We start from the raw sequence: 15,225 nt of genomic DNA, 5'->3' as shown, positions 1-15,225 counted from the left end.
GTGGTGGTGACCGACGAGGGAGACGGGCCGTGGCGCGCGGAGATGGTCGAGCTGGTTCGAGGAGGTGACGTCGCGGATGCGACCGACGCCTTGCTCAGCCTCACCTACCACGAGCCGGATCGGAGCTGGCTGCAGAGGTTCCTCCTGGAGTGCCTCGGATCCGGGGTGAACCGGCAGGTCCGGGCACTCGCGGTCACCTGTGCCGGGCACGTCGCCCGGCTCGATCACGAGATCGGTCCGGCGCTCGTGGCCCGGCTGCGCGAGCTGGAGAAGGATCTTGTTCTCGGTGGGATCGCCGAAGACGCGCTCGCCGATGTCGTCTCCTTCGCAGACGGCGCTTGACGGGTCAACCGGTCCCGTCCACACCTAGGACAGCAGCGCCGTCACCGCGGCGTGGGCCTTCCCGGCATCGGGTGCGTCGCCGGTGATCACGTCCGTGTAGACGAACGACTCGCCGATCCGGACCAGCAGGTAGGCCAGGTCCGGCACGGGTAGCGGGGGGACGAGACGGCCGGCAGTGGCCTCCGTCGACAGCAGGGACTCCAGTTCGGCGATGGTCCGCTGCTGGCAGACGCTGGCCCGGGTCGTCAACAGGCGCAGGGCCCGCTCCGGCTCCCGGCGCAGGAAGTCCCGGAACGGCGGGGACTCGTTCGCCGATCGGACGAAGCCGCTGACGAAGTCCGCGATGCCGGCGGCTCCGCGTCCGACGCACGACGGCAGCAGGTGGGTAATCGACGCGGACGAAAGGGACCACAGGATCTCGCCCAGCAACCGGTCCCGGGAGCCGATGCGGCGGTGCAGCGTCGCGCGGCTGATCGACAGCGCCTCCGCCAGTTCTCCCATGTCCAGCCGGCGGCCGGACAGGAACCAGGTGCGGGCCAGCTCGAACTCGTGAGACATATGCCAGAATGTCTCACACGACGATCGAGAGGACCAGCAGATGCGCGCAGTTCAGGTGACCGAGTTCGGCGGACCCGAGGTGCTCACGCCCGTCGAACTGCCCGATCCGGTGGCCGGGGCCGGTGAGGTGCTGATCGACGTCGAGCGGATCGGCGTCAACTACGCCGACACCCACCAGGCCGAGAACTCCTACCTCGCGCCGTCGAAGCTGCCGCTCGTTCCCGGTGGTGAGGTCGTCGGGCGTACCGCCGACGGCAAGCGGGTCGTCGCGCTGCTCAACAGCGGTGGCGGGTACGCCGAAAAAGCCGTCGCGCCGGAGGTGACCACTTTCCCGGTGCCCGACGGCATCGACGACCTGACCGCGCTGTCCATGCTGGTCCAGGGCGCGACCGCCTGGGTACTGCTCCGCAAGAACGCCCACCTCGAGCAGGGTGAGTCCGTCGTCGTGCACGCGGCCGCCGGCGGGGTCGGGACGATCGCCGTGCAGCTCGCGAAGGCGTGGGGCGCGGGCCGCGTCATCGCCACCGCCAGCAACGACGAGAAGCGCGCGCTCGCCCTGGAACTCGGCGCCGACGTCGCGGTCGACTCGCGGGCCGAGGACATGACCGCGACGCTGCTCGAGGCCAACGGCGGCCGCCGCGTCGACGTCGTGCTCGACATGGTCGGCGGCAAGACCACGGACCAGAGCATCGCCGCGCTGGCGGCGTTCGGCCGGCTGGCGTTCTACGGCATGGCCGGGCGCGAGTCGCCGAAGCCGGTGGACCTGCGCAACATCCTCGGCCACAGCACGACGATCAGCGGCATGTGGCTGCCGCACGTCTTCCGCCTGCCGGGCAACGTCTTCGGCACGGCGCTGACCGAGCTGTTCGACCTGGTGCTCGCCGGGAACCTGAAAGCGGTCCCGGGCGGCGAGTACGCCCTGACGGACGCCCGCGGCGCGCACGAAGCCCTCCGCTCGCGCGGCACGGTCGGCAAGCTCCTCCTCGACCCGACGAAGTAAAGCCGTGAAGGCCTCCTTACCGGCCATAAGAGCCGGTAAGGAGGCCTTCACGGCTTTGAAGCCAGCAGGGCCTCCAGTGGCGCGGCCTTGTGGAGGCACTCCTGCCACTCCGCCTCCGGGTCCGAATCCGCCGTGATGCCGCCGCCGACGCCCAGGGTGATCGAGCCGCCCGAGAGCTCGAACGTGCGGATCGCGACGTTCAGCTCCAGGCCCGCCGCCGGTGAGATCAGGCCGATCGCTCCCGTGTAGACGCCGCGGGCGCACGGCTCCAGCTCCGCGATCAGGTCCTGCGCGCGGATCTTCGGCGCGCCCGTCACCGAGCCCGGCGGGAACGTCGCCGCCAGCAGCAAGTCGTCGGTCACCGACGGGCCCAGTACCCCCGAGACCGTCGACTCCAGGTGCCACACCCCCGGCGCCGGGCGCACCCGCAACAACGATGGCACCGTCACCGAGCCCACTTCGCAGACCCGGCCCAGGTCGTTGCGCACCAGGTCCGTGATCATCACGTTCTCCGCGACGTCTTTCGTGGACTGACGCAGCAGCGAAGCGTTCCCGGCGTCGAAAGGCCCACGCCGGGGGAGCGTTCCCTTGATCGGCGTCGACAGCACCGAACGTCCGTGGCGTGCCAGGAACAGTTCCGGCGAGAACGAGACCACCGAACCCCAGGCGCCCGACAGGAACGCCGCGCGACGCGGGTTCAGCCGGGAGACGCCGGCGGCGAACAGCGCGGCCGGCGAGCCCGAGAACGAACCCGTGAAACGGCTGCAGATGTTCGCCTGGAACAGCTCCCCGGCCTCGATCGCGTGCACGCACGCCTTCACCGCGTCGCGGTGCTCCGAAGGCAGCGGACGTCGTAGCGGGCCGGCCGTCCAGGAAACGGCAGGAACGGCCGAAGCCAGCAGGGACTCCATTGTGGACACCGATGGGCCGCCGCCGTCCAGGGACTCCAGGTAGCAGGTGCCCGACGCCGACCACCGCAGCACGTGGTCCGCCCAGCCCCACGCCGTCGCGGGCAGTGCGCCGCTCCGGCCCGACGGGTCGGCCGAGTCGTAGGACAGGTAACCGAACCAGCCGCCGCCGACCACGCCGTGCGGGGCGTCCGCCGGCTCGGGCCGGGAAACCGGGCCGGGGGACACCTGAAGCGACGGCGCGATCACCGCCCGTGAGCCGAACCAGTCACCCGACAGCATCGCGGGCGGCGGCAGGCCGTGGGCGCGGGCGTGCGCGGTCAGCACCAGGAGCGCGCGCGACGGTGTCACGTTCGTCCGGAGTGTCCTGCTCTGCACGCGCATGGCGACATTGTCACCGGTCCTACAGCAAAAGGTCGCCCAATGTGAACGGATACACGACGGCGTTCTGCTCCACCGGCCCGTCGATGCCCGGTACCCCCGGCGCGGACGCGTGCTGGTGGATGCCGAGCCGCGCGTGGAACCAGCCGGCCCGGCCCGGGATGCCGTTGTGCCGGATCAGCCACAGCACCACCTCGGAGTCGGCCCAGCGGTCCGGGTGCAGGCGGTGCTGCCAGCAGTCGTAGTCGGCGTAGATCAGCACCCGCTCGACCCGCGCCGCGTGCCGGACGTGCTTGATCCACGCCTTGATGAACCGGTCGTCGACGCTCGGCGCCGCGACCTCCAGCGCCGGCGCCAGCGAGCCGGGGGAGAACGCGCCGAGCTTGCTCGCCGTCCGGACGAAGTGGTCGGCCTGGTCGTGCACCGCGCCGGGCCGCGCGTAGTGGCGGCCGCCGACGTGCAGCCCGGCTTCCTGCGCGCCGGCCAGGTTCCGCTCCGCGGCCGAACTGCTCCAGTTGACGTTCTCGCTGATCGTCACCGAGACGAACTTGGTCTGCGCGCCGCGCACGGCCTGCCAGTCCGCGACGCGCTCGCGGTGGGACAGCGAGATGCCGAGTTCGGCTTCCGGCTCCGTCACAGTCCGCCCCCGGCGCGTAGATGAGAGCACACCATACGTCGCCGGGAGCGGACCCGCAGTCACACCACACCGGGTTGATCAGGCGTTTCTTTGGTCAGGCGCTTTCTCGCTGGAAGGTGCGCGTGCCCCACCACACGGACAGCGCCGCGAGCGCCAGCACGACGACACTCCCCGTGAACAGCGCGTCCATCGTGAAGTCGCCGCGGAAGCTGCTGCGCTCGACGTCCACCACGTGCCGGAACGGGTTGATCCGGGAAACCGTGTACAGCCAGCCCGGCGCCGAGCCCGCCGTGATCGGCAGCAGGATCCCGGACAGCAGCAGCACCGGGATGAGCACGGCGTTCAGCAGCGCCGGGAACGTCTCCTCGCTCTTGAGCGTCAACGCCAGCGCGTACGAGCACGACGCCAGCGAAACCGCCAGCAGGAAGACGATCACCAGGCTCAGCAGGACACCGCCGACCGGCGCGTCCAGGTCGAACGCAAGGTACGCCAAGGCGATGATCAGCAGCGCCTGCACGACCGCCTGCAGCGCGTTGGCCAGCACCTTCCCCAGCAGCAGCGCCGCGCGGCTGACCGGCGTCACCCGGAACCGCTCGACCACGCCGGACCGGTATTCGGCCAGCAGGCCGAACCCGACGAACGAGCTGCCGAACAGCGCCAGCTGCGCGATCAGCGCCGGGGTGAGCAGCATCCAGCCGTCCACTTCGGACAGGCCTTGGGCCTGTACCGCCCGGACCATCAGGGGGCCGAAGAGGAAGAGGTACAGCAGGGGCTGCATGATCCCGATCAGCACCCAGGTCGGGTTCCGCAGCGCGCTCAGCATGTCGCGCCGGAAGATCAGCCAGGTGTCACGCGACATCGGCGGTCTCCTTTGCGGCGTGCGTGCCCTGCTCGGCTTCGCGCAGTGAGCGCCCGGTCAGGGTCAGGAAGACGTCGTCCAGGGTCGGCCGGTGCACCTGCATCGACGTCATCGCGATGCCCCGGGTGTCCAGCGCGCGCAGCAGTTCCGGCAGTGCGACGTCGCCGCGGGGTACCCGGAACCGGATCACGCCGCCGGTGACCGACAGCTCGTGCGCGCCGGACAGGCGCTCGGCGGTCTCGGCCGCTTCGGCCGCCGAAGCCGGGTCGACGCCGACCTCGACGCCGTCGCCGGACACCCGGGCCTTCAGCGCGTCCGGGGTGCCTTCGGCGACGATCCGGCCGTCGTCGATCACGATCAGCCGGTCCGCCAGCGCGTCCGCCTCGTCGAGGTAGTGGGTGGTGAGGAAGACCGTGACGCCCTGCTCGGCGCGCAGCCGGCGGATGTGGTCCCACAGGTTCGCCCGGCTCTGCGGGTCGAGCCCGGTCGACGGCTCGTCGAGGAACACCAGGCCCGGCGAGTGGATCAGCCCCATCGCGATGTCGAGCCGGCGCCGCTGCCCGCCCGACAACGTCTTCGTGAGCCGCCGGCCGAGGCCGGTGAGGTCGAGCTGTTCGCACAGTTCCGTGCCGCGCGCGATGGCGTCGGCCTTGCTCATCCGGTAGAGCCGCCCCTGCAGTTCCAGCTCTTCGGCGACCTTGCTCTCCGGCGCGCTGCCGCCGCCCTGAGCGACGTAGCCGATGCGCTCGCGCACCCCCACGGGATCGGCCAGCAGGTCGTGCCCGCCGACGGTCGCCGTGCCGGCGGTCGGCTTCAGCAGTGTGGTCAGCATGCGCAACGTCGTCGTCTTGCCGGCGCCGTTCGGCCCGAGGAAGCCGACCAGCTCGCCCGCTTCGACGTCGAGGTCGACGCCCTTCACCGCGTGTACTTCGCCCCCGGTGCGGCCCTTGCGGCGGAACCGCCGCTCGAGGCCGCGTGCCGTGATCATGAGATCCCCTCTCGACGATCTAGTCAAATTTGACTAGCAGAAGCCGACACTCTAGTCCCGCAGGTCAGGGTTTAGTCAAATTTGATTACTCGGCCGGATCGGCCGGTGGCTCCCCGAAGGCGCCGCCTTGCTCGTCCGCCATCACGTATTCGCCGGCTTCCAGCCGGGCGATCAGGCCCTGGAGCCAGTCGAAGCTCGCCTCGGAGATCCCGCCCCACAGCCGGTACAGCTCGCCGACGTGCTCGGGCGTGCCCAGCTCCATGCTGGCCTTCAGCTCTTCGATCATCAGCGTGGCCTGCCGCCGCTCGGCTTCCAGGTGCACCAGCCGGTGCCGGAGCAGGTTGACCACGCGGGCGCGCGGCAGCGTGGTCATCAGCGAGATCGCGGCCGACAGGTGCGGGTGGTTCAGCTCCGGGTCGGACAGCGCCTTCGACAGCAGGAGCTGGTACTCCTGCTCGCCGACGTCGGTGAGCCGGTAGGCGACCCGGTCCGGGCCGCCGTCGCCGGGCTCGACGTCGACCTGCTCCAGCAGTTCTTCGGTGGTCATCTTCTTCAGCGCGTGGTAGATCGACCCCGGCTGGACGTTGGCCCACTTGTCGGCCGACCAGCTCAGCAGCTCGCGCCGCACCTGGTAGCCGTGCGCGCGGCCGTACATGCGCACCACCCCGAGCACGAGCAGACGCGTCGCGGACACCCTGGCCTCCTGTACCTGCCGGAATCGCCTTGGACGGCATCCGTAGGCTAATAAGGTATGAGCACCCCAGTGTTGACTGCGGTGGCCTGGCCCTACGCCAACGGCCCCCGCCACATCGGCCACGTGTCCGGATTCGGCGTCCCGTCCGACGTCTTCTCCCGCTACCAGCGAATGGCCGGCAACCGGGTGCTCATGGTGTCCGGCACCGACGAACACGGCACGCCGATCACCGTCCAGGCCGACAAGGAAGGCCTCACCTCCCAGCAGACCGCCGACAAGTACACCCGCCAGATCGGCAACGACCTGCAGGGCCTCGGCCTGTCCTACGACCTGTTCACGCGCACCACGACCGGCAACCACGCCGACGTGACGCAGCAGATCTTCCTGGCGCTGCACCGCAACGGCTACGTCGTGCCGAAGACCACGCGCGGCGCGATCAGCCCGTCCACCGGCCGCACGCTGCCCGACCGCTACGTCGAGGGCACCTGCCCGATCTGCGGCTACGACGGCGCGCGCGGCGACCAGTGCGACAACTGCGGCAACCAGCTCGACGCCGCGGAGCTGATCAACCCCAAGTCGCGGATCAACGGCGAGACGCCCAAGTTCGTCGAGACCGAGCACTACTTCCTCGACCTGCCGGCGTTCACCAAGACCCTCGGCGACTGGCTCTCGACCAAGACCGACTGGCGCCCGAACGTCCTCAACTTCACCAAGAACCTGATCGACGACATGCGGCCCCGGCCGATCACCCGCGACCTCGACTGGGGCGTCAAGATCCCCCTCGACGGCTGGAGCGACCAGCCGATGAAGCGGTTCTACGTCTGGTTCGACGCGGTGATCGGCTACTTCTCGGCCAGCGTCGAGTGGGCGCGGCGCTCCGGGAACCCGGACGCGTGGCAGGAGTGGTGGACCAACCCCGACGCGCGGTCCTACTACTTCATGGGCAAGGACAACATCACCTTCCACGCCCAGATCTGGCCGGCGCTGCTGTTCGGCCACAACGGCGAGGGTGACAAGGGCGGCGAGGCCGGGAAGTACGGCAAGCTGCACCTGCCCGACGAGATCGTCTCCAGCGAGTTCCTCACCATGAGCGGCTCGAAGTTCTCGACCTCGCGCGGGCGCGTCATCTACGTCGAGGACTTCCTGCGCGACTTCGGCCCGGACACGCTGCGGTACTTCATCTCGGTCGCCGGCCCGGAGACCCAGGACACCGACTTCACCTGGGACGAGTTCGTCCGCCGGACCAACTTCGAGCTGGCCAACGAGTGGGGCAACCTGGTCAACCGGTCCATCTCGATGGCGCACAAGAACGTCGGCGCGATCCCGCGCCCGGAGGCGCCGGCCCCGGCCGACGAAGAGCTGAAGGCGTTGTCCCGCAAGGCGTTCGACACCGTCGGGGCGCACCTGGCCCGGTCGCGGTTCAAGCAGGCGGCCGGCGAGGCGATGCGCGTCGTCACGGCGGCGAACAAGTACCTGTCGGACCAGGAGCCGTGGAAGCTCAAGGACGATCCGGCCCGCCGCGACAGCGTGCTGCACACTGCGTTGCAGGTCGTCAGCGACGCCAACACGCTGCTGACGCCGTTCCTGCCGCACTCGGCCCAGAAGATCCACGAGGCTCTCGGCGGCACCGGCGTCTGGGCCGCGCAGCCGGAGCTCAAGGAGGTCGAGGACCTCGACATCGCCGGCCGGATCAACCCGATCCTCACCGGTGACTACGCGGCGGAGCAGGCGAAGTGGGAGTCGAAGCCGATCGAGGTCGGCGTCCCGCTCGCCAAGCCGTCGCCCCTGTTCACGAAGCTCGACCCGGAACTCGGGGAAAACGGCCCCGAGTGGGCCCCGATCACGAAGTAAGAGGTATGCGAGTTGGGTGACGAGAAGCGCGAGCTGCCGCCGGTCCCGGACCGGCTCCCGGTATCGGTGGTGGACGCGCACACCCACCTCGACGCGTGCGGCGCGGTCACCGCGGCCGATGTGACGGCCATGGTCGACCGCGCCGAGCGCGCGGGCGTCGCGCGCGTGGTGACGGTGGCGGACGACCTCGCCTCCGCCCGCTGGGCGGCCGAGGCGGCGACGTGGGACCGCCGGGTGTGGGCCGCGGTCGCGATCCACCCGACCCGGACCAAGGCCTTCGGCGACGCCGAGAAGGCCGAAGTGGAGCGCCTGGCGTCGGCCGAGCGCGTCGTCGCCGTCGGCGAGACCGGCCTCGACTACTACTGGGACTACTCGCCCCACGACGCCCAGCAGGAGGCGTTCCGCTGGCACATCGACCTCGCGAAGCGGCTGGACAAGCCGCTGATGATCCACGACCGCGAGGCCCACGAGGACGTGCTGCGCATTCTGGCCGAAGAGGGTGCGCCGAATGCCGTAATCTTCCATTGTTTTTCCGGGGATGCGGAAATCGCGCGACGCTGTATCGACGCCGGATACGTGCTTTCGTTCGCCGGCACCGTGACGTTCAAGAACGCCAAGGGGCTCCACGAGGCGGCGCGGCTCTGCTCACCGGACGGTTACCTCGTCGAGACCGACGCGCCGTTTCTGACCCCCCACCCCTTCCGTGGACGCCCGAACGAGCCCTACGGCGCCGCGTACACCGTCCGTCACCTCGCGGCGCTCAGGGGCGAAGCTGTCCACGAAGTCGCCGAATCGGTCCGGACCACGGCCGAGCGGGTCTACCGACTCCCCAGTGTCACAACGGGGTGAACGCATTGCGACAACCGGGTTCCATGATCGCCCACCTGATGGAGTGACTCAGATCACGACACTCCGGGGGGTGTTTGCGCAACCCGGCGGGACCCGTTACTGTCCCGTGATCGTGCCGGTCGGTACTGCACCATGCAGTTGCCGGCTGTTACGCCCTCAGTCACGTCAGTGCACGTCGGGGAAGCGGAACCGGGTTGGTACGACCGGGACCGTGACGATGGCGCCGGCTGCGGGCCCAGACGTAAAGACGCCGCCCCGAACGGCGTCTTGGGAAAGGGAACGACCCGGTGACAGGTAGCAGACAGGCTGGAGCACGCTCCGCCGCCGTCCTCGACCGCAATTACTTCGAGGACACCGCGTACGGCCAGCTCGACTTTTCTGACGACCCGAACATCACGCAGCAGGACATCCTCGCCGCGCTCGGCCCCGACGCCGACGCGATGATGGCGTCGATCGACGTCGACGTCGACGAACTGATCCGCCTCATCAACGCGGAGACCACCTACCTCCCGCCGATCGTCATCCCGGACGAGATCGAGGCGGACCGGACCGCGTCCCCGCAGGCCAAGAAGGCCATGCTGGACGAGAGCATCCGGCAGACCTCCAAGGTCTGGAAGCGCCGCTTCCTCAAGGGCGCCGTCCTCGGCGTCATGATCAGCATCGCCGGCGGCGGCGCGGCCGCGCTGGCGATGAACAAGAGCATCACCGTCGACGTCGACGGCCAGACGACCACCGTGCACTCGTTCGGCGACACCGTCGGCGAGGTGCTGGAGGACGCGGGCCTGTCGGTCGGCGCGCACGACTCGCTCTCCCCGTCCCCGCAGGCCGAGGTCGGCGACGGCGGCGTCATCAAGCTCGAGCGCGGCCGCCAGCTGAAGCTGGTCGTCGACGGCGCGGAGCGCACGTCCTGGGTCCGCGCGACCCACCTGGGCGACGCCCTGTCCCAGCTCGGCATGACCGACGCCGAGAAGGCCGGCACGTGGATGTCGATGCCGAAGGACGGCGAGCTGCCCCTCGAGGGCGCCACGGTCCAGATCAAGACGCTCAAGCACCTCACGCTCTTCGACGGGGCCAACGAGCCGAAGCAGGTCACGACGACCGCCGTCACCACGAAGGAGTTCCTGGGCGAGTACAAGCTCACCCTGGGCCCGGAGGACGCGGCCGAAGGCGGCCTGGACGTCAAGCTGACCGACGGCGCCGAGGTCCACATCAGCCGGACCGGCGTCTCGATGGTGAACCAGAAGGAAACCATCGCCCCGCCCGAGCAGAAGGTCGACGACCCGGACCTCGACAAGGGCAAGACGCAGGTCGAGGACCCGGGCACGCCGGGCGAGAAGATGGTGACCTACAAGGTCACGCAGAAGAACGGCAAAGAGGTCTCGCGCGAGTCGATGTCGGAGCAGGTGATCACTCCGGCCAAGCCGAAGATCATCCACGTCGGCACCAAGAAGGCCGCGACCCCGGACATCGGCGACGGTTCCGCGTGGGACCGCATCGCGCAGTGCGAGTCCGGCGGCAACTGGGCCATCAACACCGGCAACGGCTACTACGGCGGCCTCCAGTTCGACAAGCAGACCTGGAACGCCTACGGCGGCTCCCAGTACGCCGCGCTGCCGAACCAGGCTTCGCGTGAAGAGCAGATCGCGGTGGCGGAGAAGGTCCGCGCCGGCCGCGGCGGCAGCTACAGCGCCTGGCCGGTCTGCGGCAAGAAGGCCTGACTTCCGCTTTTCCGAAACGGCCCCCACCTCCGGGTGGGGGCCGTTTCGCGTGCCCGGCAAGATGCCCGCCTGATCACGCGAGTCACGGTTCTGGTCACGCGAGGTGCGGGTCTGATCACGCTGGTTCCACCTGCGGTCACGTGTGTCGAACGTCCAATCACGCGTGTCGGCTCCTCGATCACGCGAGCCGACCCTTCAGGCACGCGAGCCGACCTCCCGGGTACGCGAGCCGACTGTCCGGGTACGCGGGCCGACCCTCACCGCACGGATATTCGGGTGCCCCGGCCCCAGGACCTGGTCAGACTGGGTCCGTGGAGGACTGCCAACGGCACAAGCTCCGGTACTTCCGCGTGGCACTGACCCGGCTGACGTGGCCCGCCGAGCGGCAGCAGGCGTGGCTGCGCGAGATCGGCATTCCCGTCTGCGCGGACGAACTCGCCCTGGAGTTCGACGACTTCTACGAAGACCTCGGACGCAGCCCAGGACACGGCGAGGCCACACCGGCCCTCGCCGAACTCGATCGCCTGCTCACGCGGATGAGCGGCGAAGTCAACGCACACCTCTGGACGTTCGATGCTCTCGCGGCCGAGCCGGACTGGCGGCGGGTGCGCGAGCTGGCCACCGCTGCCCTCGCGGTGTTGCCGGACCATGCTGGGTAAGCTCACCCGGTGGTTGAACTGTTGGGACCTGCCGAGATCCGCGGGCTGGCGGCCGAGCTGGACGTGCGGCCGACCAAGAAGCTCGGGCAGAACTTCGTGCACGATCCCAACACCGTGCGGCGGATCGTCGACCTCGCGCGCCTCGGCCCGGACGACGTCGTCCTGGAGGTCGGGCCCGGGCTCGGCTCCCTGACGCTCGGGCTGCTGGCCGCCGGGGCGCGGGTCGTGGCCGTCGAGATCGACCCGAAGCTGGCCGAACGGCTGCCGAAGACCGTCGCCGAACGCGGGCCGGACGCCGCGGGCCGGCTGGACGTCCTCGAGGCCGACGCCATGCGCGTCTCGAAGGCGGATCTGCCCGCCGAGCCCACCACGCTTGTGGCCAACCTGCCTTACAACGTCGCCGTGCCGGTCGTGCTGCACCTGCTGGCCGAGCTGCCGTCGCTGCGCCGCGGCCTCGTCATGGTCCAGACCGAAGTCGCCGACCGGATGGCCGCCGGCCCCGGCAGCCGGATCTACGGCGTCCCGAGCGTCAAGCTCGCCTGGTACGGCTCGGCGCGCAAGGTCGCCGCGGTGCCACGCTCGGTGTTCTGGCCGGTACCCAACGTCGATTCGGCGCTCGTCGCCTTCGAACGCGGCGACGCGCCGGCGTCCGAGGACCGGGACCGGCTGTTCGGTCTCGTGGACGCCGCGTTCTCACAACGCAGGAAGACGCTCCGCGCGGCGCTCGCCGGCTGGGCCGGGTCGGCCGAGCGGGCCGGTGAGCTGCTGGTGGCCGCCGGGATCGACCCGAAGACCCGCGGTGAGCAGCTGGACGTGCACGACTTCGCGCGGCTCGCCGCCGTCGCCGGCTGACCGCGGCAAAATACGTCCTCCGCGGTGCCCGTCTCGCGATCCGGACACCTCCAGTCGTGTGATCTGGCCCAACAGGCTTGCTTTCGCTCCTCGGGATCGGTTTTACTCAGTACGTCCATCCCGAGCGACTGAGAGACCTGGCTCGCCGAAGTCGCAGCAACCACCCTCCGCAGGGCAGGTGCTACCGCCAGGACCGATGGAGGCCGTCCCGATGAAGAGGGTTGCTCGCCCGCTGCTGCTGACCAAACGCCGCGTTGTCGACGAGGGTCGCCGCTCCGTGACCGCATGTCGACGCTCCAACTGAGCTTGCTCGACCCGTCACACCTCTTCTTCATGCACCGTCCATAGAGGACGGACACTTGCTTGCGGCCGGACGCGTACATCTACGCGCCCCGTTTTCTGGAGCCTTCGTGATCACCGTCGAAAACCTGTCCAAGTCCTTTGCCCTCAACGGAAATCCGGTCGTCGCACTGCGCGATGTGAGCGTCGACGTCCAGGCCGGCTCGCTGTTCGGCGTGGTCGGCCCGGCCGGGTCCGGCAAGTCCGTTCTCGCCCGCTGCATCGCGCTGCAGGAGCGGCCCGACCGCGGCGTCGTGCGGCTCGACGGCCTCAACACCGGCACGCTCGACGGCCGCCGGCTCCGCGAGATCCGCCGTCAGCTCGGCGTCGTCGGCACCAAGCCGGAGCTGATCGCCGAGCGCACCATCGCCGGCAACATCGCGTCCCCGCTGGAGCAGCTGGGCATCGACGGCCCGCAGCGCCGCAGCAAGGTCGGCTCGCTGCTCGACCTCGTCGGCCTGACCCCGCGCGCCGCGCAGCGTCCCGGCGAGCTGACCGCCGGCCAGCTCCGCCGCGTCGCCGTCGCGAAGGCGCTCGCCGCGGCCCCCGCGGTGCTGCTCGCCGACGACCCGACCGCCGGCATCGACCCCGAAGAGGCCGGCGCGGTGCTCACCGTCCTCGACCGGGCGCGCGCCGAGCTGGGCGTCACCATCGTGGTCACGACGCCGGACGCGAGCGTCGTCCGCCGCGTCTGCGACGACGTCGCGGTGCTCGAAGACGGCACGGTCGTCGAGCGCGGCTCCGTGCTCGACCTGATCTCGAACCCGGGCAGCCGCACCGCGCAGGCGCTGCTGCCGGCCATCGAGACCACCCGCGCGCAGGCGTCGCGCTACGACCGCTCGGTCGACGTCGTGCTGGTCGGCTTCGCGTCGGTCGGCGCGCTGCTGCCCGAGGCCGCGGGCCGCTTCGACGTGGAGTTCGCCACCATCGGCGGCGGCCTGACCCGGATCGGCGACACCCCGGTCGGCCGGTTCCGCCTCGGCGTCCGCGGCGAGCGGGCCGACGCGGCGCTGGCGTGGGTCGCCGAGCGCGGCGGCCACGTCACGCACACCGCCCGCGGCCCCCAGGGTGTCGCCGCGGCCTGACCCCAAAGCCGTGAAGGGCACCTTCAGGGACATAGAGTCCCTGAAGGTGCCCTTCACGGCGTTCAGCGGGTGCCGGGCGCTCGACGTCCTTTCTCCTGGCGGGAAGCCGGCCGGTGCGGGCACGTAGGCTGGTCGGGTGCTCGCTGTAGTCCCGCCCCCAGTCACCGTCCGGGTCCCGGCCAAGGTCAACCTGCACCTGGCGGTCGACGACCTGCGCGAGGACGGTTACCACGAGCTGGTGACCGTGTTCCAGGCCTTGTCGTTGACCGACGAAGTGACCGTCGCGGTCACCGACGACCCGGGCCTGGAGATCTACGGCGAGGGTGAGGGTTCGGTGCCCACCGACGCCACGAACCTGGCCTGGCGCGCCGTCGAAGCGCTGGCCGCGCACGTCGGCCGCACCGAGGAGCCGAAGGTCCGCGTGGTGCTGCGCAAGGGCATCCCGGTCGCCGGCGGCATGGCGGGCGGCAGCGCGGACGCGGCGGCGACGCTCGTCGGCCTGGCTTCCCTCTGGAACCTCGAAATCACCCGCGACGAGCTCGCGGAGATCGCCGCCGGCCTGGGCAGCGACGTCCCGTTCGCGCTCTACGGCGGCACGGCGCTGGGCACCGGCCGCGGCGAGCAGCTGGTGCCGGTGCTCTCGCGGCACACGTTCCACTGGGTGCTGGCCTTCGACCAGCGCGGCCTGTCGACGCCGAAGGTGTTCGGCGAGCTGGACCGGCTGCGCGCCGAGGGCAACCCGCCGCGGATCGGCGCGCACACGCCGGTCGTCGAGGCGCTGGCCTCGGGCGATCCGCGTCAGCTGGCGCTGCTGCTGGGCAACGACCTGCAGGCGGCGGCGGTTTCGCTGCGGCCGGGGCTGCGCCGCACGCTGCGCGCCGGCGTCAACGCGGGCGCGCTCGCGGGCACGGTTTCCGGCTCCGGCCCGACGTGCGCGTTCCTCTGCGAAGACGCGCAGACGGCGGTCGAGGTCGCGGCCGAGCTGTCGGGTGCGGGGGTGTGCCGCACGGTCCGCGTGGCCCACGGCCCGGTGCCGGGCGCGCGGGTGGTCGGCGGGGACGACGCGCCTCGCGCCGCGCCGCCGCGGGTGCACGCGTGAGGCGCGCCGAGTTCGCGTTCCCCGGGCCGTTGCGGGACAAGCTCGTCGGGGCGATCCTCGACGGCACGAAGACGACGACGTCCGCGCTCCTCGCGGGTTATGAAGCCGACGGCGAGGCGCCACCCGTGGCAGGCGAGCGCGAACTGGTCGTCGACTCCGCCGACAAGGGTGTCGCGATCATCGAGATCCGCGAGGTGCGGATCCTCCCACTGTCCGAAGTGGACCTCGCGCACGCGGTCGGTGAGGGCGAAGGCTTCACGACCGTCGCCGGATGGCGCGCGGACCACACCTCCTTCTGGCACACGGCGCAAGTGCGCGCCGAGCTGAAGGATCCCGAATTCGCCGTGGACGACACGACTCCGATCGTGGCGACCCGGTTCACGATCGTGGAAAGGATCGGCTGAGC

16 protein-coding genes and 1 riboswitch are annotated in these 15,225 nt (G+C 70.5%); of the genes, 10 read left to right on the top strand and 6 right to left on the bottom strand.

What is annotated here, in order from left to right:
- The first annotated feature begins 3 nt into the window (after positions 1-3).
- Positions 4-342 carry a hypothetical protein gene (locus tag OHS18_RS24865; RefSeq protein WP_328448703.1) on the top strand — a complete coding sequence of 113 codons (339 nt, stop codon included), beginning with the start codon at positions 4-6 and terminating at the stop codon, positions 340-342.
- A 24-nt stretch (positions 343-366) separates the two neighbouring features.
- Here OHS18_RS24865 and OHS18_RS24860 read toward each other — a convergent pair whose 3' ends face one another.
- The gene (locus OHS18_RS24860; protein WP_328612577.1) at positions 367-900 is read right to left on the bottom strand and encodes a QsdR family transcriptional regulator; all 534 of its coding nucleotides are present in this window, start codon (positions 898-900) and stop codon (positions 367-369) included.
- Between the two features lie 40 nt (positions 901-940).
- Between OHS18_RS24860 and OHS18_RS24855 the strand changes: the two genes are divergently transcribed.
- Complete coding sequence (locus OHS18_RS24855) at positions 941-1,900, top strand: quinone oxidoreductase family protein (RefSeq protein ID WP_328612576.1); 960 nt, start codon at positions 941-943, stop codon at positions 1,898-1,900.
- 47 nt (positions 1,901-1,947) lie between these two features.
- Here the strand turns inward: OHS18_RS24855 and OHS18_RS24850 are convergent, their stop codons facing one another.
- The 5 genes from OHS18_RS24850 to OHS18_RS24830 form a co-directional block, all read right to left on the bottom strand.
- Positions 1,948-3,192, bottom strand: a complete 1,245-nt coding sequence (locus OHS18_RS24850; protein WP_328448708.1) for an aminodeoxychorismate synthase component I — start codon at positions 3,190-3,192, stop codon at positions 1,948-1,950.
- Between the two features lie 19 nt (positions 3,193-3,211).
- Positions 3,212-3,826 carry a glycoside hydrolase family 25 protein gene (locus tag OHS18_RS24845; RefSeq protein WP_328448710.1) on the bottom strand — a complete coding sequence of 205 codons (615 nt, stop codon included), beginning with the start codon at positions 3,824-3,826 and terminating at the stop codon, positions 3,212-3,214.
- 94 nt (positions 3,827-3,920) lie between these two features.
- On the bottom strand, positions 3,921-4,685 hold the full coding sequence (locus OHS18_RS24840) for an ABC transporter permease (RefSeq protein WP_328612575.1): 765 nt from the start codon (positions 4,683-4,685) through the stop codon (positions 3,921-3,923).
- The gene (locus OHS18_RS24835; RefSeq protein ID WP_328612574.1) at positions 4,675-5,673 is read right to left on the bottom strand and encodes an ATP-binding cassette domain-containing protein; all 999 of its coding nucleotides are present in this window, start codon (positions 5,671-5,673) and stop codon (positions 4,675-4,677) included. Before OHS18_RS24835 ends, OHS18_RS24840 begins: the two co-directional genes overlap by 11 nt.
- Positions 5,674-5,758: 85 nt before the next feature.
- Positions 5,759-6,367, bottom strand: a complete 609-nt coding sequence (locus OHS18_RS24830) for a PadR family transcriptional regulator (RefSeq protein WP_328448715.1) — start codon at positions 6,365-6,367, stop codon at positions 5,759-5,761.
- Between the two features lie 57 nt (positions 6,368-6,424).
- On the opposite strand from OHS18_RS24830, the gene metG reads away from it, so the two are divergent.
- The 8 genes from metG (at position 6,425) to OHS18_RS24790 (ending at position 15,223) form a co-directional block, all read left to right on the top strand.
- Positions 6,425-8,218 carry a methionine--tRNA ligase gene (metG, locus tag OHS18_RS24825; protein ID WP_328612573.1) on the top strand — a complete coding sequence of 598 codons (1,794 nt, stop codon included), beginning with the start codon at positions 6,425-6,427 and terminating at the stop codon, positions 8,216-8,218.
- 12 nt (positions 8,219-8,230) lie between these two features.
- The gene (locus OHS18_RS24820; protein ID WP_328612572.1) at positions 8,231-9,067 is read left to right on the top strand and encodes a TatD family hydrolase; all 837 of its coding nucleotides are present in this window, start codon (positions 8,231-8,233) and stop codon (positions 9,065-9,067) included.
- Positions 9,068-9,354: 287 nt separating this feature from the next.
- Complete coding sequence (locus tag OHS18_RS24815; protein WP_328612571.1) at positions 9,355-10,785, top strand: transglycosylase family protein; 1,431 nt, start codon at positions 9,355-9,357, stop codon at positions 10,783-10,785.
- Positions 10,786-11,096: 311 nt separating this feature from the next.
- On the top strand, positions 11,097-11,444 hold the full coding sequence (locus OHS18_RS24810; RefSeq protein WP_328612570.1) for a hypothetical protein: 348 nt from the start codon (positions 11,097-11,099) through the stop codon (positions 11,442-11,444).
- Between the two features lie 9 nt (positions 11,445-11,453).
- Entirely contained in the window at positions 11,454-12,296 is an 843-nt protein-coding gene (gene rsmA, locus OHS18_RS24805; RefSeq protein ID WP_328448725.1) for a 16S rRNA (adenine(1518)-N(6)/adenine(1519)-N(6))-dimethyltransferase RsmA, read from the top strand.
- A gap of 112 nt (positions 12,297-12,408) precedes the next feature.
- Positions 12,409-12,499, top strand: a riboswitch (SAM riboswitch).
- Positions 12,500-12,706: 207 nt separating this feature from the next.
- The gene (locus tag OHS18_RS24800; RefSeq protein WP_328612569.1) at positions 12,707-13,720 is read left to right on the top strand and encodes a methionine ABC transporter ATP-binding protein; all 1,014 of its coding nucleotides are present in this window, start codon (positions 12,707-12,709) and stop codon (positions 13,718-13,720) included.
- A 136-nt stretch (positions 13,721-13,856) separates the two neighbouring features.
- On the top strand, positions 13,857-14,819 hold the full coding sequence (locus tag OHS18_RS24795) for a 4-(cytidine 5'-diphospho)-2-C-methyl-D-erythritol kinase (protein ID WP_328448729.1): 963 nt from the start codon (positions 13,857-13,859) through the stop codon (positions 14,817-14,819).
- Entirely contained in the window at positions 14,816-15,223 is a 408-nt protein-coding gene (locus OHS18_RS24790; protein ID WP_328612568.1) for an ASCH domain-containing protein, read from the top strand. Before OHS18_RS24795 ends, OHS18_RS24790 begins: the two co-directional genes overlap by 4 nt.
- The last annotated feature ends 2 nt before the right edge of the window (positions 15,224-15,225 follow it).

Origin of the sequence: Amycolatopsis sp. NBC_00355 (assembly GCF_036104975.1) — a bacterium.
Lineage (GTDB): Bacteria > Actinomycetota > Actinomycetes > Mycobacteriales > Pseudonocardiaceae > Amycolatopsis.
Note: the sequence above shows the minus strand (reverse complement) of the source record. Positions and strands in the feature narration are given on the sequence as shown.